General features: G+C 65.7%; 22 protein-coding genes and 2 pseudogenes. 16 read left to right on the forward strand and 8 right to left on the reverse strand.

What is annotated here, in order from left to right:
• Positions 1-278 (forward strand): flavin reductase family protein (locus tag KDB67_RS01025; protein ID WP_291011276.1); only part of this gene is annotated, 278 nt, incomplete at its 5' end.
• Positions 279-370: 92 nt separating this feature from the next.
• Here KDB67_RS01025 and KDB67_RS01030 read toward each other — a convergent pair.
• Positions 371-1,264, reverse strand: a complete 894-nt coding sequence (locus tag KDB67_RS01030; protein WP_291011279.1) for an alpha/beta hydrolase — start codon at positions 1,262-1,264, stop codon at positions 371-373.
• 204 nt (positions 1,265-1,468) lie between these two features.
• Here KDB67_RS01030 and KDB67_RS01035 point away from each other — a divergent pair, with 204 nt between their 5' ends.
• Positions 1,469-2,320 (forward strand): sugar phosphate isomerase/epimerase family protein, encoded by an 852-nt coding sequence (locus KDB67_RS01035; RefSeq protein ID WP_291011281.1) that lies wholly within the window; start codon positions 1,469-1,471, stop codon positions 2,318-2,320.
• A 256-nt stretch (positions 2,321-2,576) separates the two neighbouring features.
• Here KDB67_RS01035 and KDB67_RS01040 read toward each other — a convergent pair whose 3' ends face one another.
• Positions 2,577-3,953 carry a chloride channel protein gene (locus KDB67_RS01040; RefSeq protein WP_291011283.1) on the reverse strand — a complete coding sequence of 459 codons (1,377 nt, stop codon included), beginning with the start codon at positions 3,951-3,953 and terminating at the stop codon, positions 2,577-2,579.
• Between the two features lie 92 nt (positions 3,954-4,045).
• Between KDB67_RS01040 and KDB67_RS01045 the strand changes: the two genes are divergently transcribed.
• Positions 4,046-4,618 carry a hypothetical protein gene (locus KDB67_RS01045; RefSeq protein WP_291011285.1) on the forward strand — a complete coding sequence of 191 codons (573 nt, stop codon included), beginning with the start codon at positions 4,046-4,048 and terminating at the stop codon, positions 4,616-4,618.
• A gap of 6 nt (positions 4,619-4,624) precedes the next feature.
• Here the strand turns inward: KDB67_RS01045 and KDB67_RS01050 are convergent, their stop codons facing one another.
• From KDB67_RS01050 to KDB67_RS01060, 3 genes and pseudogenes are all read right to left on the reverse strand, one after another.
• The gene (locus KDB67_RS01050; protein WP_291011287.1) at positions 4,625-4,825 is read right to left on the reverse strand and encodes a hypothetical protein; all 201 of its coding nucleotides are present in this window, start codon (positions 4,823-4,825) and stop codon (positions 4,625-4,627) included.
• Between the two features lie 31 nt (positions 4,826-4,856).
• On the reverse strand, positions 4,857-6,326 hold the full coding sequence (locus KDB67_RS01055; protein WP_291011289.1) for an NAD(P)/FAD-dependent oxidoreductase: 1,470 nt from the start codon (positions 6,324-6,326) through the stop codon (positions 4,857-4,859).
• Positions 6,327-6,374: 48 nt separating this feature from the next.
• Positions 6,375-6,602, reverse strand: a pseudogene (locus tag KDB67_RS01060) (fatty acid--CoA ligase); the annotation flags it as partial.
• A 31-nt stretch (positions 6,603-6,633) separates the two neighbouring features.
• Between KDB67_RS01060 and KDB67_RS01065 the strand changes: the two are divergent.
• Positions 6,634-6,750 (forward strand): annotated as a pseudogene (locus KDB67_RS01065) (hypothetical protein); the annotation flags it as partial.
• Between the two features lie 20 nt (positions 6,751-6,770).
• Here the strand turns inward: KDB67_RS01065 and KDB67_RS01070 are convergent.
• The gene (locus tag KDB67_RS01070) at positions 6,771-7,823 is read right to left on the reverse strand and encodes an LLM class flavin-dependent oxidoreductase (RefSeq protein WP_291011291.1); all 1,053 of its coding nucleotides are present in this window, start codon (positions 7,821-7,823) and stop codon (positions 6,771-6,773) included.
• A gap of 155 nt (positions 7,824-7,978) precedes the next feature.
• On the opposite strand from KDB67_RS01070, the gene KDB67_RS01075 reads away from it, so the two are divergent.
• The 10 genes from KDB67_RS01075 to KDB67_RS01120 all read left to right on the forward strand — a co-directional run bounded on the left by KDB67_RS01075 (position 7,979) and on the right by KDB67_RS01120 (position 20,803).
• Positions 7,979-9,574 carry a long-chain-fatty-acid--CoA ligase gene (locus KDB67_RS01075; protein WP_291011293.1) on the forward strand — a complete coding sequence of 532 codons (1,596 nt, stop codon included), beginning with the start codon at positions 7,979-7,981 and terminating at the stop codon, positions 9,572-9,574.
• A gap of 46 nt (positions 9,575-9,620) precedes the next feature.
• Positions 9,621-10,463 carry an alpha/beta hydrolase gene (locus KDB67_RS01080; RefSeq protein WP_291011295.1) on the forward strand — a complete coding sequence of 281 codons (843 nt, stop codon included), beginning with the start codon at positions 9,621-9,623 and terminating at the stop codon, positions 10,461-10,463.
• Complete coding sequence (locus KDB67_RS01085; protein WP_291011297.1) at positions 10,460-11,191, forward strand: SDR family oxidoreductase; 732 nt, start codon at positions 10,460-10,462, stop codon at positions 11,189-11,191. Before KDB67_RS01080 ends, KDB67_RS01085 begins: the two co-directional genes overlap by 4 nt.
• 276 nt (positions 11,192-11,467) lie before the next feature.
• Complete coding sequence (locus KDB67_RS01090; RefSeq protein ID WP_291011299.1) at positions 11,468-12,559, forward strand: LLM class flavin-dependent oxidoreductase; 1,092 nt, start codon at positions 11,468-11,470, stop codon at positions 12,557-12,559.
• Positions 12,560-12,670: 111 nt separating this feature from the next.
• On the forward strand, positions 12,671-13,942 hold the full coding sequence (locus tag KDB67_RS01095) for a bifunctional 3,4-dihydroxy-2-butanone-4-phosphate synthase/GTP cyclohydrolase II (protein ID WP_291011302.1): 1,272 nt from the start codon (positions 12,671-12,673) through the stop codon (positions 13,940-13,942).
• 86 nt (positions 13,943-14,028) lie between these two features.
• Entirely contained in the window at positions 14,029-15,867 is a 1,839-nt protein-coding gene (locus KDB67_RS01100; RefSeq protein WP_291011304.1) for a GAF domain-containing protein, read from the forward strand.
• 81 nt (positions 15,868-15,948) lie between these two features.
• Positions 15,949-17,022 (forward strand): phosphotransferase family protein, encoded by a 1,074-nt coding sequence (locus KDB67_RS01105; RefSeq protein WP_291011306.1) that lies wholly within the window; start codon positions 15,949-15,951, stop codon positions 17,020-17,022.
• Between the two features lie 55 nt (positions 17,023-17,077).
• Entirely contained in the window at positions 17,078-18,364 is a 1,287-nt protein-coding gene (locus KDB67_RS01110) for an acyl-CoA dehydrogenase family protein (RefSeq protein WP_291011308.1), read from the forward strand.
• A 32-nt stretch (positions 18,365-18,396) separates the two neighbouring features.
• Positions 18,397-19,149 carry an SDR family NAD(P)-dependent oxidoreductase gene (locus tag KDB67_RS01115; RefSeq protein WP_291011310.1) on the forward strand — a complete coding sequence of 251 codons (753 nt, stop codon included), beginning with the start codon at positions 18,397-18,399 and terminating at the stop codon, positions 19,147-19,149.
• A 136-nt stretch (positions 19,150-19,285) separates the two neighbouring features.
• Positions 19,286-20,803 (forward strand): NAD(P)/FAD-dependent oxidoreductase, encoded by a 1,518-nt coding sequence (locus KDB67_RS01120; RefSeq protein WP_291011312.1) that lies wholly within the window; start codon positions 19,286-19,288, stop codon positions 20,801-20,803.
• Between the two features lie 93 nt (positions 20,804-20,896).
• On the opposite strand, the gene KDB67_RS01125 is transcribed toward KDB67_RS01120, so the two are convergent.
• A complete protein-coding gene (locus KDB67_RS01125; protein WP_291011314.1) occupies positions 20,897-22,042 on the reverse strand; it encodes a phosphotransferase in 1,146 nt (381 codons plus the stop codon).
• 73 nt (positions 22,043-22,115) lie between these two features.
• Between KDB67_RS01125 and KDB67_RS01130 the strand changes: the two genes are divergently transcribed.
• Positions 22,116-22,547, forward strand: coding sequence for a MarR family winged helix-turn-helix transcriptional regulator (locus tag KDB67_RS01130; RefSeq protein ID WP_291011316.1), 432 nt, complete (start codon positions 22,116-22,118; stop codon positions 22,545-22,547).
• A gap of 31 nt (positions 22,548-22,578) precedes the next feature.
• Here KDB67_RS01130 and KDB67_RS01135 read toward each other — a convergent pair whose 3' ends face one another.
• On the reverse strand, positions 22,579-23,901 hold the full coding sequence (locus KDB67_RS01135; protein WP_291011318.1) for an NAD(P)/FAD-dependent oxidoreductase: 1,323 nt from the start codon (positions 23,899-23,901) through the stop codon (positions 22,579-22,581).
• A gap of 112 nt (positions 23,902-24,013) precedes the next feature.
• On the opposite strand from KDB67_RS01135, the gene KDB67_RS01140 reads away from it, so the two are divergent.
• A complete protein-coding gene (locus KDB67_RS01140; RefSeq protein WP_291011321.1) occupies positions 24,014-24,292 on the forward strand; it encodes a YciI family protein in 279 nt (92 codons plus the stop codon).
• Positions 24,293-24,310: the final 18 nt, after the last annotated feature.

The raw sequence follows: 24,310 nt of genomic DNA on the forward strand, positions 1-24,310 counted from the left end.
AGGAACACGTCGGCCGCCTTGTCGCCGGACGTAAACAGAACAAGCTCGACGACGTCGACTGGCGGCCGGGAAGCGGAGGCGCCCCGATCATCGCCGGCTGCGTCGCCACCATCGAATGCGAGCTCGATCGCATCCTCGACGGCGGTGACCACGAGATCGTCATCGGGCACGCCCACACCCTCACCGCCGACGACCCGGGCGAGCCGCTGGTCTTCCTGCGGGGCGGCTACGGCCACTTCCGCCCGGGACTCGATGATCGGGCAGCGAACAGTTCGTAGCCGCCGGGAACCGTGTACTGCCGCCTCAACCGGGAGACTGCTGAAAAGGTCGGGGCCTCGTCCAGAACGAGGCCCCGACCTTTTCAGTCGCCCTATCCCGAGGCGCCCTCGCTCTTGTCGAGGAAGGGCTGGAGCAGGTCCATGAACTCTTGCGGGCGCTCTTCGGGGACCCAGTGTCCGCACTCGGGGATGACCACCGAGGTCACATCGTCGGCGACCGCCCGCATGGACGAGCCCGCCAGCTCACCGCAGCTCTGGGCACCACCGATGGCGAGGACGGGAATGGTGAGCTTCTCCTTGGCGAACTCCCGGTTGTCAGCGCCGTCCTGGTAGAAGGCGCGGTAGAGTTCGAGGCCGAGACCACCGGGCCGGGCGTAGGACGCGGCATAGACGTCGATGTCCTCGTCGGTGATGCCGCCGACGTTGTAGATCCGGCCGTAATACATGTAGCGCAAGTATTCTCGCTCACGCCCACGGATCAGCATCTCCGCGACATGGTCGGCGGAGTGGAACGAGATGTGCCACTCCCGGAGTTCTTCGCGGTGGTCCATGAATTTCTCGATGCCACCGTCGCCGGCGACACCCATCAGTGCCATGTCCGTGAAGGTGATGCTCTTGGTGTTGTCGCGGAACTGTGCGGCATAGGCGTACGCGACGGCCGCTCCGTGGTCGTGGCCGACGATGTGCACCGGCCCGAGGTCGAGCGCGGTGACGAGTTCGTGGATGTCTGCGGCCACGGTCTTCTTGTCGTAGCCGGTGAGTGGCTTTTGCCGTACGCCGGAGTCACCGAGTCCGCGCAGGTCGGGAGCGATCACGGTGTACCGCTCGGCCAGCTCGTCCATCACCTTGCGCCACATGTACCAGGTCGATCCCCAGCCGTGCAGCAGGACCAGCGGCGGTCCCTCGCCGCCCTTCACATAGTGGTACTGGACCTCGGTCAGGTTGATCATGTGGTGGGAGAACTTCGGATCGAGTTCGAATGGCATGGCGCCTCTTCTCGCTAGTGGCGGAACAGATTTCATCTGCACTCCCATTAAATGATAGTGACAATCAGCTAATGGGTTCATGAATCATGGACCGGCCATTGATCCATGTCAAGGGTCTTGCACCACCTACGGTTCTGCTCTACCGTTTGGGAGAGACTCTCAGTCAGTAGAGCTAGCTATCAATCAGTGATATATGGAGGACCAATGAATGCGCTGGTGACCGACCGGATCCTGGCCAACCTGTCGATCCGCACCGCCGAGTCCTTCCGGGAACGGGTCGAGGCTGCAGCGGCGGCCGGATTCGACGCGATCGGCCTGGGTTTGGCGCAATATCGCGAGCACAAGGCCGAAGGTATGGCTCCGCGGGAGATGGTCGCGATCCTCGACGACAACGGCATCGCGCTCACCGAGATCGAGGTTCTCGTCGGATTCGCCGTCGGCGGCCGGGCGGGGGGTTCGGAGCGCTACCCGTTCCTGAAGTATGCGACGCCCGAGGACGAGCTCGAGTTCTTCGAAATGGCAACTACTTTCGGTGTTCGTCACATGCAGACCATCGGTACGTTCGACAGTCCGCTGGAGCCGGACGCCGCCGAACGCTTTGCCGGCCTGTGTGACCGCGCCGCCGAGCACGGCCTGCTGGTCGCCCTCGAATTCGTCCCGGAGAGCAGCGTTCCGGACGCCTCGGTGGCGGCCCGGATCATCCGTGACGCCGACCGTCCAAACGGCGGCGTCTGCCTCGACGCCTGGCACCACTTCCGCGGCGCCAATGATGAGGCGCTGCTGCGTGAACTGCCCGCCGATAAGGTCTTCCTGCTGCAACTCTGTGACGGGACGATGGTCCCCGAGGACGACGACTTCCTCAATGACACCCTGCACAATCGCCGGGTGCCGGGGCAGGGCGAGTTCGACCTGCCGGCGCTGTTCCGGGTGGTCGGCGAGATGGGCGTGTCCGCACCCGCGTCGCTTGAGGTGATTTCGGACGAGCTCGACGCACTCGGTGCCTTCGGCGCGGCCAAAGCGCTGGGTGGCTGCCTGGAGCACTATCGCATCGACTGAGTCCGGCCCGGAACCTGACTGTGCGCGAGACCCCCACGAACATTGCTGTCGGTTCCGGAATCCAGAACTGACAGCAAGATGTGCCTGAGGGTACCTTGTCGCGGGGACCAGGTGTGACGGGCCAGCACGGTAGTTGCCTGCGGCAGGCGGTGCCGGCCGCACCGTGAATCTGGCATCCGAGGACCCTGCGAAGGTTTTCGTCAGGGCGACGACGTTCAGCTGGTCTTCCGCAGTGGTCGCAGCCGGTATCGACCGGTCAGTGTTTCCCGGTTGACGGGGATGCGGCTGAAGGGGGTTCGGATGTCACGGCGCGGTGCAGGACGTACCTGTCGAGCAGGTAGCTCACGGGAATCGCCGCGCCCACCGCACACAGCACTGTGGCTGCGCAGGTCAGTCGCCCCGAAAGCGGACCACCGACGGTGAGGACCATCGCGCACGCGGTGAGCGGAAGCCGGTAGCCACCGGCCACTCCTCCCGCAGCACCCGCGGATGCGGCGAGATCGGGAGAGACGCCGAGCCCCGGTGCGAGTGCGCGCCCGCAGAGGTCACCGATGGACAGCAGCGGAACGAAGAGTCCGCCACATCCCCCGGCCATCACCGCCGCGGTGGTCGCGCAGGCCCGGAGTATCGCCACGAGCAGCAGCACGCCGCCGGAGACCTGCGCCGACTCGGCCCAGGTGATGGCGCCGGCCCCCGGTCCGATGGCCGCCGCGGGGGTGGCGATCATGCTGACGGCGAGCAGGCAACCGAGCAGCGCAGCACTGCCGACCAGCAGTTTGGTGACCAACCCGGCCTGCCAGCCGCGGGCCTGGTAGATCGCGGCCCCGGTCACCGAGGACACCGCTCCCGCGACGACCCCCACGAGGATCGCGGCCACCAGGGCCTGCCACAGGCTGTTCGGAGGTGTCATGGGGACGATCAGCCTGATCAGGTCGAGCTTCAGCAGAGTGTTGATCGCCCAGCCCGCGAGCGCGCCACAGGTGGCCGCCAGCATTCGCGGCAACGAGATCGGTGCCCGACTGCGCCGGCCGAGTTCGAGGATGAACACCAATCCCACCAGGGGCAATCCCATGAGTACCGCGACCCCGGCCGCGCCGCCGCCGACACCGGCCGGGCGGGCCAGTCTGCGTAACCACGCGTGCCGGGCACCGCTGCCGGTCGCCGATCCTGCGGCGACGCCGAGGTGGGCGGCCGGGGATTCGGTGCCCATCGGCGCGCCGAGTCCGACGGTCGAGATGATCGCCAGCGCCCGGATCGGCGCCAGCCGCGACGGAAAGTCCTCTTCGTGTCCCGCCGTGCGCACTACGTCGGAAGTCAGGTCGGCGCGCACCGCGTTGGCCGGGAATCGCAGCCATGCGCTGAATCGCCGGGGAGGTGCGCCGGCACCGTCGACCCGTTGTGCGGCCCGCCCGTCGGCGACGAGGTTCAGCAGCAACACCGCTCCGACGACCCCGAGAAACGGGGCCGTCAGCATCACCCAGGAATCCTGGTCCGTGATCCAGGCGAGGATCGCCTTGATTGTGCTGGTGACCGCGACGACCAGCACCGACGCGACCAATCCGCCGAGTATCCCACCGGCAACGGCCTCGGCGGCGACTCGCGCATACGCCGGTCGCCCGGCACGACTGTCCATCGGCTGAGCGTAATGGCGGACTCCACCATGTGAGTTGATAAACACCGCTTCAACCGATGATTCCACTGCCGTTTCGTAGCTAGCATTCGTGAATGGACATCCACATCCGGCAGGACATCAGGGCCGATCTCACCGGGCGATGGAACGAACCGCACCGGCACCATCACAATCGGCGACATCTGGACGAGGTGCTCGCCGCACTCGGCACGTTGCGGGAGGCCGGCGTCGAGTTCGATGTACGTCCGGTGGTGCTGGCCGCGTGGTTTCATGACGCCGTCTACGAGCCCTTCAGCGCGACCAACGAGGAGGACTCCGCCGACCTGGCACGTGACCTCCTCGCCGACGACCCCGACCGGGACGAGGTGGCTCGCCTCGTTGAGCTGACGAAGACGCACGAGCCCGATACCGATGACCGCAACGGTGTCGCGCTATCCGATGCCGACTTCGCCGTCCTGGGTGCCGACGCCGATCGTTACGACGAGTACGCGGGGAACATCCGGGCCGAGTTCAGTCAGGTACCGGCCGAGATCTTCCGTACCAAACGGCGTGAGTTGCTCGTCGAGTTTCTTGACCGCCCAGCTATTTTCGTGTCCGAACCGGCACACGAGCGCTGGGAGACGATGGCGCGGGCGAATATTGCGCGCGAGATCGACGAATTGCGTTAGTACCGATCATGATTCGCTGTCGGTGCGGTCACCGACGTAACGCAGCAGTGCCGGGTCCGAGGAGACCAGACGGTCGACCTCTTCGCCGCCGTCGCACCGGTACAGCCCGACGATCAGGGTGTCGCCCCGGCGCCCACCTACGCGCCACACACCCCCGACATCACTCCACCGCCGCAACACCTCGACAGGATCACCCGGACTCTCCACCCCCAGATCGTATGCCTGGACGCGGGAACGCTCAGGCGAACACCATCGCCTCGGCCACGTCGTAGCGGCGGGCGTCTATGGCGTCGGTGATGGCGTTGTGGCGGACCTGCCAGGGGGCGGTGTCGGCGGACTTGGGCAGGCGGGAACCGGACCGGCGCAGATAGCCGGAGTCGAGTTCGAGCAGTCCGTGCGGCGTCGGTGTGGCGCCGTCGAGGGTGGGGTAGGCGCGCGTGTAACCGTGCTCGCGCATGTGCGCGATCAGGTCGGCGACAGCCTTGCTGGTCAGATCCACCCGCAGTGTCCACGAGGCGTTCGTGTAGCCCACCGACCACGCGAAGTTCGGGACGTCGTTGAGCATGTAGCCGCGGTAGGCGTACCTCTCACCCGGCTCGACGATCTCGCCGTCGATGCTCAGGTCGATGCCGCCGAACGCGATCAGTTCCAGACCGGTGGCGGTGACGACGATGTCGGCGTCCAGTTTCCGCCCCGAGGTGAGGGCGATGCCGGTCGGGGTGAACGTGTCGATGGTGTCGGTGACGACCTCGGCCGATCCGTCGGCGACCGTCTTGTAGAAGTCGGCGGCGGGGATGATGCAGAGCCGCTGATCCCACGGCTGGTAGGCGGGTTTGAAGTGGGTGTCCACCGGGTAACCGGCAGGCAGGTTGCGTTTGGCGATCCACCGCAGGAGCCGGCGCGAGGCCTTCGGGAAGCCCCGGCAGAACAGGAAGATGCCCAGCGTGATCAGCATGTTCCGGTAGCGGGTGATGTCGTGCGACCACTGGCTGGGCAACGCCTTCTGCAACAGGGTGGTCATCGGATCCCGCCACGGGTACGGGAACAGGTAGGTGGGCGAGCGCTGCAGCATCGTCACGTGCCCGGCGGTCGGCGCCATCGACGGGATGAGGGTGATCGCGGTGGCGCCGCTGCCGATCACCACCACCACCTTCTTGCCGGCGTAGTCGAGGTCGGCCGGCCAGAACTGCGGGTGCACCAGCGTTCCGGTGTAGTCGTCGACGCCGGGGAACTCTGGCAGGTAGCCGGTGTCGTAGCGGTAGTAGCCGGTGCAGCCGTAGAGGAACCGCGCCTGATAGGTGGCCGGTTCACCGTCGGTGCGGACGTCGACGGTCCACAGGTCGGTGGTGGTGTCGAAGTTCGCGGCCAGCACCTCGGTACCGAACCGGATGTGGGGCATGATGCCGAAGTCGCGGGCCGAGTCCTCCAGGTACTGACGGATCTCGTGTCCTTCGGCGATCAGCCGGTCACCCTTCCACGGATTCCACGGGAAGCTGAGCGTGAAGATGTCCGAGTCGCTGCGGACACCCGGATAGGTGAACAGGTCCCAGGTGCCGCCGATCCGTTCCCGGTTTTCCAGGATCACATAGTTCAGGCCGGGGTTCTTCTCGCGCAGACGGTACGCGGCGTCGATGCCGGACAGCCCGGCACCGACGATCAGGACGTCAAAGATTTCGGCATCAGAGGCTTGCACACCAGAGATTTCCATGGTGCGTCATTGTGTCCCAGTCGGCCCCGAAATGCACTCCGCATACCTGATGTCCGGGTGTTCGTGCAGGACGTTCTCCAGATCGACCGAGGAGATCCATTCGCCGCCGGACTTGATGATGTCCTTGGCGCGGTCGGTGAGTCGCACGAAGCCTTGGTCGTCGAGGGTGCCCAAGTCGCCGGTGCGGAGCCAGCCGTTGTCGAACTTGTCCGCGCCCTCACCGCCGAGATAACTGCCGGCGACCCACGGGCCGCGCAGTTCGAACTCGCCGATGGACGCACCGTCGTCGGATTGCTTCAATAATTGTGTCGACGACGAAGGTTTCGTCTACGTCGTCGACCGGGTCAAGGACATGATCATCTCCGGCGGCGAGAACATCTACTGCGCCGAGGTGGAGAATGTCCTGGCCCAACCACCCGACATTATCGGCCACATCCGCCCCGGTTATCGGACCGCACTGATCGCCTCGGCGGGAACACCGGCGCCGGACAGGCGTTCGCGCACGGCCGGTGCGACCTGTTCGGCGAGCAATTCGATCCGGGCACTGCCGCTGTCCACGGTCTCGCCGGGGAGCTGGGCCCAGAAGTGCACGTCCTTGATCTGCGGTGTGCGATGAACCAATTCGGTGATCTCGTCGACGGCGGTCCCGACGTCCCAGAGGGTGTAGGAACCGGCTTCGATCAGCTGGCCCGGATCGGTGAACTGGGGAACGTCGCCGAACGCGCCCATCTCGATGTACTTGTTGATCTGGTACAGGGCGTGCCGGCCGATCCGGGCCCATTCGCGTTCCGGGTCGTCGGCGATGATCGCCCACTGGCCTGCGAAGATCCGGCCCGCATCCCGCGGCTTGCCGACCCGTTCGAGCGCGGCCAGATACTCCTCGTGATGAGCGTTCTGTGTACTGAGGAAACCGTCGCCGATACGCGCGGCACGTTCGATCGCCGGTGGCGCCATGGCACCGACGAGCAGGTCGGGAACCGTCTCGGGAACGGGGGTGATCGGTAGTGCCGGTTTGCGCAGGCGTTTGCCTTCGAAGGGTTCTGCGGAGCCGGTCCAGCACCGGCGGATGATCTCGACGCCTTCTTCAAGGAGGCTGGGGCGGTTGATGATCCGGCGATCGAAGGCCTCGAACTCCGGCTTCCAATATCCCTGGCCGACGCCGAGCGCGAATCGGCCGCCGGTCATCAGTGACAGCGTCGTGGAATCTTCGGCCAGGCGCAGCGGATTGTGCAGCGGCGAGACGATCAGGTTGGTGCCGATCTTCATCGTGGTGGTGCGGGTACCGATCGCCGAGCACAGGACCATCGGCGACGGTGTGTAGCCATCCTCCATGAAGTGGTGTTCGGTCAGCCACACCGAATCGATCCCGATCGACTCGGCCCAGGTGATCTGGTCGAGCGCCTCGCGGTAGAAATCACCGAAACCCCGGGCGGATCCGGTGGACGCGGGATTGCGGAAGTCGTACCAAAGCCCGAAGTTCAGGTCCGGTGTGTGCATTGTTCCTCCTATGACGGCTCACAATCGGTGCCCCGAACTATGCGTCGGGGGTGTGGCGAAGCCAAGGGCGCCGGTCCGGATCGTTTGGAGATTGCCACAAGCCGCGAAGTCGGCAGCTCTACCGACCCGGCCGCGATGAGAGTGAGTGTGATCGAGTGAGCACAGTGCAGAACCACCGGCTGGTCATCACCGATTTTCTGGCCCGCGCCCGAGATATGTTCGGGGACAAGCAGGTCATCGACCATGTCGACGGCACCGAGACGCTGCGGTACGACTACCGGACGTACGCCGATCGGGTGGCTCGGCTGGCTTCGGCGCTTGTCGCGGCCGGTGTGCGGCCGGGTGATCGGGTTGGAACGCTTGCCTGGAATCATCACCGGCACCTGGAGCTGTACCTGGCGGTCCCACTGGCCGGGGCGGTTCTGCACACCATCAACCTTCGGCTCGAACCCGACGAGATCGACTACATCGTCGACCACGCCGACGACACGATGATCTTTGCCGACCCGTCGCTGGAACACCTGCTGGCCGCCGTGAAGCGCCGCCGGCCGTCGATGCCGATCCAGCTCATCGACGACGGTTACGAAAACCTCATCGCCACCCACGAACCACTCGTCGAGCCGGTTCCGCGTGCCGAAACCGATTTGGCGGCACTGTGTTACACCTCCGGCACCACCGGGGCGCCCAAGGGCGTCGGCTATGCCCACCGATCGCTGTACCTGCACACGATGGTCGCGGGCCTGGCCGACGGACACGCGGTCAGCGAACGCGACAGGGCGCTCGTGGTGGTGCCGATGTTCCACGCCAACGCCTGGGGAGTTCCCTTCGCCGCCTTGATGACCGGGGCCGACCTGGTGCTGCCCGGCCCGCATCCCACCCCCGCCGCCATCGCGACTCTCATCGACCGGCACCGCATCACCTACACCGGCATGGTGCCCACCGTCGCCGCTGACCTGGTCGCGCACGCCCGCAGCAGCGGACTGGATCTGTCGTCCCTGCGGGCCCTCGTTCTGGGTGGCTCACCGCCGCCGGCCGAACTCATCCGCGCTCTCGACGCGCTCGGCGTCCCGGTGTTCCAGGGCTGGGGGATGACCGAGATCTCGCCGATGGCGACGTTCGCCCGCCCACCGGCAGCCGCCGACGACGACCTCGACTCGCGTATCAGGTACATCCGGAAACAGGGCAGGTTGCTGCCCGGATTGCAGTGGCGGCTCCTCGCCGACGACGGCACCGACGCCCCGCACGACGGTATGACCAGCGGCGAGGTCCTCATCCGCGGCCCGTGGGTGGCCACTGAATACTTCCGCGATCCCCACCCCGAGGCATTCGTGGACGGTTGGCTCCGCACCGGTGACATCGGTGTGATCGACGACCACGGATACTTGGAAATAGTGGACCGCGCAAAGGATCTCATCAAGTCCGGGGGAGAATGGATCAGCTCCGTCGCCCTGGAGAGCGCTCTTCTGTCCAGCCCCGGTGTGGTCGACGCCGCGGTCGTGGCCGCACCTCACCCCCGCTGGCAGGAACGTCCGGTGGCCTACCTGGTGGGTGACGGTATCGATCTCGACAAGGTACGCGCCCACCTCACCGGCAGCGTCCCGCGCTGGTGGATGCCTGAGCGTTTCGTCATTGTCGACGCGCTGCCCCGCACCAGCGTCGGCAAGCTCGACAAACGGTCCCTGCGCGGCAGGGCCGTCGAGGACCTCGCCGATGACACCGCCTTGTCGGATCCTCCAACGAGCCGCTCGTGAGCTGGTTCTCGCGTCGCCGGCCCCTTCCTAGGGTGACACACAGGGTGTGAAACAACAGACGTCCGCCATTACCGCGATGAAGGAGTTTTCCATGTATCTCGCCACCGAACAGGACCGCAGCATCTATTTCGAGCACCATGCGGGTGAGGGCAGGCCGGTCGTGCTCGTCCACGGCTGGGGTGCGTGTACACGTTGCTGGGACACCACCGCGCCCGCGTTGTCGGCCGCAGGCCACGAGGTGGTCAGCCTGGACCTGCGCGCCTGTGGACGCTCCGACAAGGACTTCGACGACGTCTCGATCGACGCGCTCGCCGGCGACGTGGTCAAGCTGGTCGACCACCTGGGTCTGGACCGGCCGGTGATCAACGGCTGGTCGCTCGGTGGCGGCGTGGCCACCGCGGCCGTTGCCGCACTCGGCGATCGGGCGGGCGGTCTGGTGCTGACCGGCGGGGCGTCACCGCGGTACACCGTTGCCGACGGCTGGGACCACGGCGGCACAGTGGAGGGTGTCGCCGAGGTTCTCGCCGCCGCTGCCGCCAATCGCGCGGACACCTTCCGGGGCGTTGCCGCCGCGGTCTGCGCGAAGGCGCCCTCCGATGACACCCTCAACTGGATCTGGGGCATGTTCATGGAGATGGGACCTCGTGGCGACGAATCTCTGCGTGACCTGTCCCACATGGACCTGCGTACCGAACTGGCCGCCATCGATGTCCCGATCCTGTCCCTGCACGGCACCGAGGACGCATTCGTACCGCTGAGTGGTGCACAGGCGGCGGTGGACCTGGCCAAGAGCGCCACCCTCGTCGAGTTCCCCGGTGTCGGTCACGCTCCGTTCCTGGAGGACCGTGACCGATACCTCTCCGAGCTGACGGGATTCCTGCGGGCATGAGCACACAACCGAAAACCTGGATCATCACCGGCGGCTCCCGCGGGATCGGTCGGGCCGTGGTCGAGCGGGTGATCGCCCGTGGTGATCGTGTGGTGTCGCTCTCACGCGGTGTCAGTAGTCTCGAGTTCAGCCGGCCCCGTCAGGTCATGGAGATCAAAACCGATGTCACCGAAGGTGATTCGGTTGCTCGCGCGATCCGGGCCGTCGCCGAGGAATACGGCTCCGTATACGCCTTGGTGAATGTGGCCGGGGTGCACCGGGGTGGGCGGGTCACCGACCTGAGCCGCGTGGATTGGGATTTGGTGTTGCGCACAAATCTCACCGGCGCTTTCGAGACCTCGCGCGCGACGGTACCGATCCTCGAACCCGGCGGTGCGATCGTCAATGTGGGTGCGGTGGTGGGTTTTCGCGGATTTCCCGGCGACGTCGCCTATGGTTCGGCCAAGGCGGGTCTGTCAGGAATGACGCAGGTGCTCGCTGCCGAACTCGCCCCGCGGAACATCCGCGTAAACCTGGTCGTACCCGGTTTCGTGGATACCGACATGACCTCGACCCTCTCGGGCCGGGCACGGGAGAAGATCATCGCGTCGATCCCGGCCGGCCGGATCGGCGAGGCCTCCGAGATCGCGCAGGTCATCGTCGATGTCGCCGGTGCCACTTACATGTACGGCGCCACCGTGCCCGTCGACGGTGGGCTGCTCAACTCGTTCATCGGTCCGGGCCGCTGAATCGCTTGTGGCAACCTCCAACAGCGGTCGGGTGAGTCAGGTGACCTGGAACATATCAACCCATACCGTCGATGGTATCGACCCGAAGACAGTACAGGAGTTCCCAATGGCAACAACAAATATCGAATCCTACTCTCGAACAACAGAACACGGCGAGACGATCAAAGAGTATCTCGACACCGAACACACCCGCGCGATCTTCCTGGGCTGAGACCGGCAACTATCCGAACAATCACCACCACAACAACTCTCGGACCGAGAGGTAAGGAGATAACCATGGACATGGGCGTCCTTCTGGTTTTCCAGAACTATCACGAGAATGTCACCGACGAGGAGGTCTTCACTCATGACCTCAAGCTCGGGATCCTGGCCGAGGAGGCCGGATTCGACTCGGTCTGGTCGGCCGAACATCACTTCGATGATTACTCGATGTGCCCCGACAACTTCGCCATCCTCAGTTACCTCGCCGGGAAGACCTCCCGGGTGAAGCTGGGCATCGGTGCGGCGATCCTGCCGTGGAACAGTCCGCTGCGAGTGGTCGAAAAGGCCATCATGCTCGACCAGATCTCCGGTGGCCGTACCCTTCTCGGACTGGGACGCGGCCTGGCCAAGATGGAATACGAGACCTTCGGTATCCCGATGGAAGAGGCCCGCGACCGCTTCAACGAGGCCGCACCGATGGTGATGTCCGGTGTGCAGTCGGGCATCGTCGAGGGCGACGGCCCGATGTATCCGCAGAAGCGCGCGGTCTGCCGTCCCGCACCCAGTGCGGGTGTGAGCTGGGAGGGAAGGCTCTTCGGCGCCGCGATGTCGCCGGACACCGTCCCGATCATCGCCCAGATGGGGCTACAGATGATGACGTTCATGCAGTTCCCCTTCGAGAAGCATGCCGAGATCATCAACACCTGGAAGCAGCACTTCCGGGATGCGCACCATACTGAGCCCGGACCGCCGGTCATCCAGGACTTCGTGATCTGTCACGAGGACGAGGAAGAGGCCCGCCGCCTGGCCTATGCGCACATCAACCGGTACTTTCTGTCGGTCATCAAGCATTACGACTTCGCCGGCAAGCACTGGCGCGAGACCAAGGGCTACGAGACCTACCAGGCCGGGGCCGACATGATCCGGGAGGCCGGCATGGAAGCGGCCGCCGACGCCTATGTCGAGGCCAACATCTACGGCACCCCGCAGCAGATCATCGAGAAGTACGCCTACCGCCACGAGATGATCGGCGACTTCCTCCCGAACGCCGCATTCTCCTTCGGTGGCCTGCCGCTGGCCGAGGCGGAGAAGAGCCTGAAACTGTTCGGCGAGAAGGTGATCCCGGAAGTACACAAGATGACGGACAAGGTGCCCGCCGAGGTCTGATCGCCCGGCAGGCACGAAAGGCCGGAGATCGATCGGGGTGCCGGCCGTCGGCACCCCGATCGTCAACCGGCGACACCGTCGAAACCCCCCACCGGACACGAAGAAGGCGACATGAGCGAGAACACCACAACGATGACAGTGCCGTACGTTCAGGCCGTCGACGACGCGGTGGCGGCCATTGCCGCCGGCGGCTTCGCCGTCGTCATCGACGATGCCGACCGCGAGAACGAGGGCGACCTCATCGGCGCGGCCGGCCTGATGGACAGCGAACAGCTGGCGTTCATGGTCCGCCACACCACCGGCATCATCTGTGCCCCGATGACCGCCGACCGTGCGGCAGCGCTCGACCTGCCGCAGATGGTCGAGCACAACACCGACAGCCACGGCACCGCGTTCACCGTCACTGTCGACCACCGCGACGTGAGCACCGGGGTGTCGGCCGTCGACCGCACACTGACCCTGCGTGCGCTGGCCGATCCGTCGACCAGGCGGGCCGACCTGCGCCGACCGGGCCATGTGTTTCCGCTGCGTGCCCGCGAGGGCGGTGTGCTCACCCGCGCCGGACACACCGAGGCGGCCGTCGACCTGGTGCGGCTCGCCGGAGCCGGTGAGGTGGGCGTGATCAGTGAGATAGTCGCCGACGACGGATCGATGCGCAGCGGCCGGGATCTCCTTGATTGGGCCGGTGCACATGGTCTTCCGGTGCTGCGGATCGCCGATCTCATGCGCTATCGAGGTACCTCCGAATCAGTGGTCCAGCGAGTTGCCGAGGCAAGCATGCCTACCGAGTTCGGGCATTTCGACGCCGTTGTCTACCGGAGCGGCGTCGACGGCATCGAACACCTCGCGCTGGTCCTCGGTGATGTGGCAGCCGCCGGGCGCGGCCGTGACGGTGCCCTGGTGCGGGTGCACAGCGAATGCCTCACTGGCGACATCATCGGATCGTTGCGCTGCGACTGCGGCTATCAGCTCGAACAGGCGTTGCGTGCGGTCGCCGATGAAGGCTGCGGCGTAGTGGTCTACCTCCGTGGGCACGAGGGCCGCGGCATCGGGCTGGCCCACAAGATCCGTGCCTACGCCCTGCAAGAAGACGGGCTGGACACCGTCGACGCCAACACCGCCCTCGGGCAGCCGGTCGATTCGCGCAGCTACGGCGTTGGGGCGGCGATCCTCGCCGATCTGGGTGTCCGGCGGTTGCGGCTGATCACCAACAACCCGGCGAAGTTCGGCGGTCTTGACGGCTACGAACTCGACATCGTCGGACGGGTGGGACTGCCGTCGAAGGTCACGCCGTACAACGTGCGGTATCTGCGCACCAAGCGCGACCGGATGGGGCACCTTCTCGCCGACGATCCGGAGATCAGCCCGGCGTGCGAGGGTTGACATACCGCGCATGTGGCGAATGTGATGGTTGACGTACCTGCTCGGGGACCGACGAGAGGATGGCGCACAGTGAACGCCGGTCAACGATGACCGCCACAGTGCCGGGCACGGCAGAACCGGCTGACGACCCCGCACCCACCAGGGAACGCGAGGTGATCAGCGCTTTCGCCGAGATCACCCGGGAAGCGATCACCGACACCCGCCTGGAAGACCTGCTCACCCTGGTCGGGCGACAGCTGTGCCAACTGCTGGGCGTGACCCGATGCTCTGTCTACCTGCGCCACGGCAGCGGCCGCTACCGCGGGGCGGCCGGGTATTGCCAGGACGCCGGCAACATCACCGAGGACGTCCGGCGCCAGGAATCGGGCTTCGACGGTGACCGGTTCAGCCAGGAAGTCATCACTACCCGGGGTCCGGTCGTGTTGCACGACGCCCTCAACGATCCACGCCCGCACCACCGCACCATGACGCGCTGGGATGTGCGGGCGATGCTGGGGGTTCCGCTGGTCTTCGACGACGAGGTGATCGGACTCATCTTCGTCGACTGCCGCGGCCGCGAACACGATTTCACCCCCGGCGACATCGAGGTGGCGATGCTGTTCGCCCGGTTGTCGGCACTGTTCATCAGCCAGGCCATGCTCAACAACCGGCTGCGCCGGCAGGCCGCCGAGATCGCCCGTAAGAACGCCGCCCTGGCCTTCCTGGAGGATGTGCACGCCAAACTCACCGGAGCTGTACTGGAAGGCGCCGACCTGCGCCGGGTGGTGCGTCTGCTCAGCGACCTCTCGGCCAAGCCTGTGGTTCTCTACAACGACGACTTCGACGTGCTCGCATGGGCGGCGCCCGCGGCGCTCAAGCTCACCGAAGCCCCGGTCATCAGCGCCAAGGTCCGCGCCACCGCCTCGGTCCGGGACACCCTGGCCGCACTCGCCGCAGGCAAGCCCTCGGCGGTGGTTCCGGCGCAATTGGCGGTCGGCCTGGGACGGCGGCATCTCATGTGCCGCATGATGATCGAGGGCAAACCCGCCGGATTCCTCGGGATCGTGGAGGTGGGCCGCACCCTGGAGGCCATCGACGCGAATATCGCCGAGCGAGGCGCGAATGTGCTTGCCCTGCAGATTCTCTCCGAGCAACGACAGATCGAGAGCGAGGGACAGGCCCGCGACGACTACCTCTCCGATCTCCTGCGCAAGGGCCGCGACCAGGAGCATCTGGTGCGCCGCGGACCGCAGTTCGGGATCGATCTGTCCCAGCCGCACGCACTGGTGCGGCTGACATTGCACGAGAACCATCCCGCCCTCACCGCGTCGGCGATTCAGGCGCTGGTGACGCGAACCTTTGCGGCGGTCATGGGGATCTCGCCACCGCCCGCGGTGCGGCTGCCGGGAACGGTCGTCGTCATGGTCCGCCTCGGGAAGGACGACCCGGCCGCGCTGGCGGACCTGCGTACCGACGTCATCGAGGTCACCCACCGGCTCGACGGCACACTGAGTCTGGGCGCCACCATCATCTCCGGAATCTGCCGCAACCCTGCCGACTTCGCCCACGCCCACCGCGAGCTGCGCGAAATGGGTTCGGTGGCAAAGTCGTTCGATTGGCAGGAACGGGCACTACTGCTCGACGACCTGGGCATCTTCCGGGTGGTGGTGAGCAGCGGCCACGTGCGGGAGGCGGTGCACTTCGCACATTCCCACGTCGAGGCGGTGCGCAAGGCCGACGACGGTACCTTGCTCCGGACCTGGCGGGCGTTCGTCGGGGCCGACGGCAAGGTGCAGGCCACCGCGCACGCCCTGCAGGTGCACGAGAACACGATCCGGTACCGCCTCGGCAGGATCCGGGAGATCTGTCATACCGACCCCACCTCGCTGGACAGTCTGCTGTCGGCCCGCCTCGCCTTCCAGGTCCTCGAACTCGCCGGCGAGTAGGGCCACGGCACTTGTGGTTTCCTCCAAGGGCCACGGTCCGGAGGGGTTCTGAAGATCTGGAGCCCGGCATACGTTGACCTCATGTCACCGCAGCCGGCCAGCGCTCCCGATACCCCAGTCGGCACCGCCCCGATCGAGACCGGCGCACTCGGGGATTGGATGGACGGCCAGGACCTTCCGGGCGGCGCGATCACCGGGCTGCGGCCGATCGGCGGGGGCACCCAGAACATCATGGTGCGGTTCGAGCGTGGCGGTGTGTCCTATGTCCTCCGGCGCGGCCCCCGCCACCTGCGGCCGAACACCACGACGGTGATCACCCGCGAGATGACGTTGCTCAGCGCCCTTTCCGGAACAACGGTCCCGCACCCGAGGTTCGTCGCCGGGACCGACGACGAGTCGGTTCTGGGTGCCGTGTTCTATCTGATGGAGCCGGTGGACGGCTTCAATGCCGCCGAACAACTCGACGCACCGACCGCCGCCACCGCCGAAGGGCGCACCCGGATGGGATACGGACTCGTCGACGCGCTCGCCGAACTCGGCGCCGTCGACCACACCCGGATCGGTCTGGGGGACTTCGGTAGACCGGAAGGCTTTCTGCAACGCCAGGTTCCGCGCTGGCTCGCCGAGTTCGACCGCTACCGCGGCACCGCCGGCTACCCGGGACCCGAATTCGGAGAGCTCGACCGCGTCGCCGACTGGCTCGAGCGGTATCGGCCCACGGACTCGCGGCCCGGCATTCTGCACGGCGACTACCACATCGCGAACGTCATGTACCGATACGACAGTCCGGTGGTCGCCGCCATCGTCGACTGGGAGATGGCCACCATCGGTGATCCGCTACTGGATCTCGGTGTGCTGTCAGCGATCTGGCCGACGGAACCAGGTGGTGCGGAACTGTACGAGAGCGCGCTCGGTGCCACCGGCGACCTTCCTCGACGGGCTGCGATGATCGACCGCTACGCCGCGGCCAGCGAGCGTGACTTGTCGGCACTCGACTGGTATACGGTGCTGGCCTGCTTCAAGCTCGGCATCATCCTCGAAGGCACCTATGCGCGCTCGTGTGCGGGCAAGGCGCCGCGCGCGGTGGGCGAACGCCTGCGCCGGTACGCCAACGGGCTGTTCGATCGCGCCGATCGTGTCATCGCGGGCGAGTGAATACTGCGCCGCATCAATAGATTTCGCACCGAGCTGAACGGAGTTATCGACAACTATGAGCTGGGACTTCTCCACCGAACCGGAATTCCAGAAGAAGCTTGACTGGGCACGCGATTTCATGCGCGCCGAGGTCATGCCACTGGAAACCCTCGAACTGGACTGGCCGACACTGCTGCGGGTCATCGAGCCGCTCAAGAAACAGGTCAAAGAACAGGAACTGTGGGCCGCCCATCTTGACCCCGACCTCGGCGGCCAGGGCTACGGCCAGGTGAAAATGGGTCTGTTGCAGGAGATTCTGGGTGCCAGTCCGCTCGGCACGCTGGTCTTCGGCTGCCAGGCACCCGATTCGGGTAACGCCGAGATCCTGGCCGCCGTCGGCACACCGGAACAGAAGCGGAAGTGGCTGGAGCCCTTGCTGTCCGGACAGATGTACTCATCGTTCGCGCTGACCGAGCCGGACAATGCCGGCGCCGACCCCACCAACCTGACCACGACTGCCGTCCGGGACGGTGACGAGTGGATCCTCAACGGCGACAAGTGGTTCATCTCCAACGCCGCCACCGCCGACTTCATCATCGTGGTCGCGGTGACCGACCCGGACGCCGATCGGCATCGCCGGGCATCGCAGTTCATCGTCCCCATCGATGCTCCGGGCCTGACGGTGGTGCGCGACATCGCATCGGTGGAGAATCCGAAACCGCGACCGCACAGTTACGGCTCGCACTGCGAGGTCACCCTGCGCGATGTCCGGCTGGGTTCGGATGCGATGCTCGGCGGCCGTGGCGACGGATTCGTGGTCGCGCAGATCCGGTTGGGGCCGGGCCGGATTCACCACTGCATGCGCTGGATCGGACAGGCAACCCGTGCCTTCGACATGATGTGCGAGCGGGCCACCTATCGCAGCGCCCACGGGTCGCTACTCGCCGACAAGCAGACCATCCGGAACTTCATCGCCGACTCGGCCGCCGAGATCCAGGCGCTGCGACTGATGACCCTGCATGCCGCCTGGCGTATCGACAACGAGGGCACCCGCGAAGCCCGCAAGGACATCGCACTCATCAAGTTCTTCGGTGCCCGCATGCTGCACGAGGTGATCGACAGGTCGCTGCAGGTGCACGGTTCGCTGGGCTACAGCTCCGATCTGCCACTGGAGTCGATGTACCGCGCCGCACGCGCGGCCCGGCTCTACGACGGACCGGACGAGGTCCACCGCGACACCGTCGCCCGCCAATACCTGAAGGCGTACGCACCGCCACCCGGAAACGTTCCCACCGAGCACATCCCGTCCCGCCGGACGCAGGCGCTGGAACGTTTCGCCGACCTTCTCGCCGATCAGCCGTAACCCCTGAAAGCCCCTCAATAGTTAGGAACCCCATGTCACTCAAGGACAAAGTCATCATCGTCACCGGTGCCCACCAGGGCATCGGCCAGGCCACCGCGGTCCGGCTGGCCTCAGAAGGCGCCACGGTCGTCGGCGCCGACCTGCTCGACTGCAAGGAAACCCTCGGCATCATCGCCGATGCGGGTGGCACCGTGGAGGCCGTACAGCTCGATGTCCGGCAGTCGGGCTCCTGGGCGGAGGTGGTCGCCGGTGTCATCGACCGTCACGGTCGGGTCGACTGCCTGGCCAATGTCGCCGGCGTGGTGAACATGATCAGCGAGGACAGCGTCGTCGGCCTCACCGAGGAGGCCTGGGACAACGTGGTGGGCACCGACCTCAAGGGCGTCTGGCTCGGCATGCGGGCGGTGATCCCCACCATGATCGCCAACGGCGGTGGCCGCATCGTCAACATCTCATCGATGGCGGCACTGCGCGGCCTGCCGAACCTTGCCTCGTACTCCGCGGCCAAGGGCGGAGTTATCGGTCTCACCAGACAGGCCGCGTTCGAGTACGGCCCGCAGAACATCCTCATCAACGCGATCGCCCCGGGCACGATCGACACCCCGATCCTCGCTGATATCACCGACGAGATGCGGCAGGCGAATGCCAACGCCCATATCGTGCGGAGACTCGGCCTGCCGAGCGAGATCGCCTCGATGGTCGCCTATCTCATGCGTGAGGGCGACTTCCTCACCGGCGAGATCTACCCCGTCGACGGGGGGTGGTCGGCCAAGGGCAACTTCTGACAGTGCGGCGCGCGCGGTGACCCGTTGAATCAGATGGCGTGTGCCGGCCGCACCAGTTCCTCTCAGGGCTTATGGTTTCATGACCTTCACCTACCTACCGCACGACGATCATCACCGGACACAGTGAGGTTCATACATGACCGAGGCTCCCCGCGCCGTCGATGACTCCGGCCCCGACCACGACGCGATCATCGTCGGCGCCGGTTTCGGTGGCATGGGGGCCGCCATCGCGCTCAAGCGACTCGGCCTCGACGATCTCGCGATCCTCGAACGTGAGGACGACCTCGGCGGTACCTGGCACGTCAATCACTATCCGGGCCTGGCCGTCGACATCGCGTCGGTGACCTACTCGTATTCGTTCGAACCGAACCCGTACTGGTCGCGGCTGTTCGCGCCCGGCGCCGAACTCAAGCGGTATGCCGAGCATGTGGCCGACAAATACGATCTGCGCCGCCACATGCGGTTCAACACCGTCGTCGAGCGCGCGGAGTGGGACGACGACGGCCGGTTCTGGACGGTGTTCACCGCCGGCGGTCAGCGCATCACCGGGCGTTATCTGCTCACGGCGACCGGATTCCTGTCCCAGCCGCACATCCCCGACTTCGAGGGCATCGAGACGTTCGCGGGCAAGATCATCCACACCACCGACTGGGAGGACGGCTACGACTTCGCCGGAAAGCGTGCCGCGGTGATCGGCACCGGCGCCACGGCAGTGCAGCTTATCCCGGAGATCGCCAAGCGGTCCGACGCGCTGACCGTGTTCCAGCGCACCCCGATCTGGGTGGTTCCGAAGGTCGATCTTCCGATCCCCGGGCCGGTGCAGAGTCTGTTCGCGAAGGTGCCGGTCACCCAGAAGGCGGCCCGGCTGGCCAACTCCTCACTGCTGGAATTGCTGATGGTGCTGGGTGTGCTGCGTTTCAAACAGGCCAAACCCGGCAACAAGGGGGCCGCGCTGCTGGCGAAAGCCCATCTGCGCGTTCAGGTCCGCGACCGAGGTACCCGCGAGGCGCTCACCCCGACATACGATTTCGGCTGCAAACGGCCGACATTCTCCAACTCCTATTTCACGGCGTTCAACAAGCCGAATGTGACACTGGAGACCTCAAGCATCGTCCGGTTCGAACCCGACGGCATAGTCACCGCCGACGGCGCGAAGACCGTCGTCGACACACTGGTCCTGGCAACCGGTTTCAACCTGTGGGAGGTGAACTTCCCGGCGTTCCAGATCGTCGGTCGCGACGGTCGGGATCTGGGAAAGTGGTGGCGCGACGGTCGTTTTCAGGCGTACGAGGGCGTAACGATGCCGAAGTTCCCCAATCTACTGTCTCTCAACAGCCCCTACTCGTACAGCGGATTGTCCTACTTCACCACCATCGAATCGCAGATGCGTCATATCTCCAGGCTTTTCGGCGAGATGGATCGCACGGGTACGGATACGTTCGAGGTCACCGAGGACGCCAACGAGCGTTTCCTGAATCGGGTCACCGACAACCTGCGCTCGTCGGTCTTCTACGCCGGCGATTGCTCGGGTTCCCGCAGCTACTACTTCAACCAGCACGGCGAGGCCACCCTCCTGCGCCCGAACTCCACCCCCGCCACCCTCCACGAGATGTCCACCTTCCCCCTCGCCGACTACACCTACCGCTCGGCGTGACCAGCATTCCCGCGCAACAGATTTCGTCCCGCGTGGCCAATATCGTGATAACTGATAAGCGGGACGAAGTTCGCGAAGCGGGACCGACCATGCTCAGGTGAGCGATGCCGCAAGATCGATCATGACGCGTGAAAGACGAAACCTATCGGTCATCAGGGCGAGCAGTTCGGGCGTCGCTGGTGCGTCCAGCAGTTCAAAGGGGATGGCACACAGGGCCGAGCGGACTGCCATGCCACCGATAAAACCGGTGTGGACGTCCAGCTTGTCGTGGTTGTACCCCTCGGCGCCGAGCCCGACGCAGTAGGCCGATTCGATCAGGGGCACCAGTCGGGGAATCGAGCCGGGGTCGTGACGTCCCGAGTGGGCCAGCCCGACGAGCAACTGACCGAGGTCGAAACCTATCGGTAAGGGAGTGCCGAAACCCCAGTCGATCACCACTCGTTCGGCGGGGTTACCGTCCGGGATGAGCAGATTCTCCGGGCTGGCATCGCCGTGTGCGAAAGTCTGTGGCAGCGCGTCGAGTTGATCGAGCAGATCCGGCACTCGTTCGGCGAGGGCAAGCATGTCACCGCGAAGGCCCGGGTCGTGCGCCGCACCGGCGAGCAGTGGCGAATCCCAGACGGCGCTATCGGCGATAGCGGATACCGAACCGATCATCACCCGGGTTTCGACGTAGTACCGCAGCGCGCCACCTCGATCGGTACGCAGACACACGGCGGGGAGCCGCGAATTACACTGCGCACCCGCACGTCGCCGGGCTGCCAGGCGGCCCAGTAGATAGGCGGACTGGCTGAAATCGGCAGTGCCCCAGGGCTTCATCGATGTCGAAATGTATTCCCACCAAAGCGCGATGTGATCGTCGTCGAATCTGCGCACATGGTGCAGCGTGGGGGTGCGCATGCCGTCGGGGAGTACGTCGCCGATGCCGGACTCGTACATGTCGAGTTCAAAATGCCATGGAAGGTACGCCATCAGAGCGGCCCGATGTTCTTCGGGCACCTGGCGTATGTCCGGTGACAGGCGTGGATGCCGGAGCAGTTTGACGAAGAACGACGTCCTGTTGCGCGTGCCGTGTTCGACATCCACCAGCCACAGGCCGGCCGTGGGCAGAGAACCGAACCGGTAGGGGAATGGCGTGACGGTCACGTCGGTGATCGCGCCGCAGTCACCCTCGGCGGACGTCACGGTATCCCGGAGCTCGGTCTCGGATAATCGTGCGCATTCGAACAGATCGGTCATCGCGGTCTCCGTGGAGTCTATCGTCAATTGGTAAGGTAACCTTAGTGATAGATAGTAAGGTAACCTTAGTGATATGCACAAGGGCGACGAACTGCCGTATCACATGTTCCGGCTGGTCGAGGGGGTTCGCCGGCGCCTCGTCCGTGAACTCCAGGCACGCCTTGAGCCGCCGTATCCGCGTGGTAGTCATATGCGTTTGCTCGGCATGATCCCGGTCGACGGCATGAGGATCACCGACCTCGCCGCTCTGTCGGCGATGACCAAACAATCGCTGGGCGAGCTCGTGACAGCCATGGAGGCTCATGGCCTGGTGGAGAGTCGACGGCTCGACACCGACCGTCGGGTGCGGCTGGTGGTGCCGACGAAAGCGGGGCTGGCGACCGCCGCGACGATGGCCGGCCACCTCGCCGCCATCGAGGATCAGTGGCGCAACGAGGTCGGCGCCCGCCGGTACGACTCGATGAAAGCGGTCCTCGATGAACTCGGTCGCGATGAGTTCGGTTGACCGGACCGATCTGCGACCCGGGGCGCTCGGGCTACGACCACAAGGCGGCGATGTCCATGTCGCCGGCGATGTTCTGTGCCGCGCGGTGCCCGGAGAGCAGGGCGGCGGTGACCGTGGCCGGGTCGTCGGTCCACGTGGCCTCCCCGGCCAGATGCAGCACCCCGCCGATGGGGGTCGCCAGCACGTCGTGATCGGCGGTGGTCGAGCCGGGCATCATGTAGGCGTATGAGCCGCGGGCGAACGGGTCATCACGCCAGTGGGTGACGACGATCGACTCGGGATCGACTGCATCGCCATAGATCTCGCGCAGCGACGACATCACCGATGCCGACACATCGGCGTCGGACCAGCCCCGGATGGCCTGCGCGCACGGCCCGGCGGCGAATGTCAGCAACGTCGGTTCGCCGTGCAGTCGGGTCAGATCGTAGAACGAATGCCACCACACCCCTGCCGGTCCCTGCCTACGGACGGCGTACACGTCGTCGGCCCAGAACTTACGGGGGAAACGCAGGAAGATCTTCTCGAAGTTGTTCATTGTCAACCGATTCAACGCGCAGGAGACGGGTTCGGGCAGCGCGGGCGTGAAAGAGATCGACCCGGACCGCAACACTCCGACGGGAACCGTCACCACCACCGTCGGCGCATGAAACTCCTTGTCGGCCAACGACACGGTCGCACCCGACGGATCCCAGTCGACCCCCGTGACGACATGCCCGAGCCGTATGTCGGTACCGTCCGCGAGGTGGGTCACCAGTTGGTCGTACCCGTCCGGGAAAACCACTTCATCGCCGACGGTTTCGTCGTCGTCGAGGCCGTGTGCGTCGAGATCGTCGATCCACACCCCGTACTGCTCCTCGGTCCGGTGCCGCAGGAACTCCCGTACCCGCTCGACACGTCGCGATTCCCAGTCGATCGCCGCCAATACGGCCTCGACGACCTGCCCGTACGTGGTTCCGGAAGCCACCGAAGCGATTGTGTCCGTGATCATCTCGTCGACAACACGCAGATCGTCGACGAACGCGGCGACCTCGTCGTCGGAAAGCCGACGGCCGTCCGGGCCGTAGTACGCGGTCGGCCGGCTGTACGGCTGAAAACTCCCGACACTGAATTCGGCTGTCCGCATACCGAATCCGCACACGGCATCGTACAGCGGAGCGTCGTCGATGCCGTGGATCCACGATGCCCCCAGATCGGTGATCCGGCCACCGGAACGTTCGGTGACGACCCGCCCGCCGATCCGGTCACGGGCCTCGAGCACGACGACGCGCCGGCCCTGGATCTGCAGCAGCCGCGCCGCCGCCAGGCCCGCGACCCCGGCGCCGACGACCACAACGTCGAACTCTTCGTCACCCATCGACACAGGATGCCCGACCACCGGCAAGCAGGTGGGCAAATCAGGGCCCTCGCCGACGTGACAGTCGCTCAACTACGCTCGTGGAAACCCGAGCCGACACACAGGAGCGACCATGCCGATCTTCGCCGTCCACTACGACTACGCCCCCGACAAGGCGGCCGTCCGCGACGAACATCGCCCGCTGCACCGCAAGTGGCTCGGGGAGGAGCACGAGGCGGGGAACGTCCTGACATGCGGTCCGTATCCCGACGGGACCGGCGCACTGATCCTGCTCCGGGCCCACGACCTGGCCGCCGCCGAGGTCTTCCTCGCCAACGATCCGTTCCATGCGCACAGCGCGATCGCCGCGGTACGCGTGACCGAATGGGTCCAGGTGTACGGACCGTTCTGAGCCCAGGCGGAACTGCCG

Source organism: Gordonia sp. (in: high G+C Gram-positive bacteria) (assembly GCF_020438995.1).
Taxonomy (GTDB): domain Bacteria; phylum Actinomycetota; class Actinomycetes; order Mycobacteriales; family Mycobacteriaceae; genus Gordonia.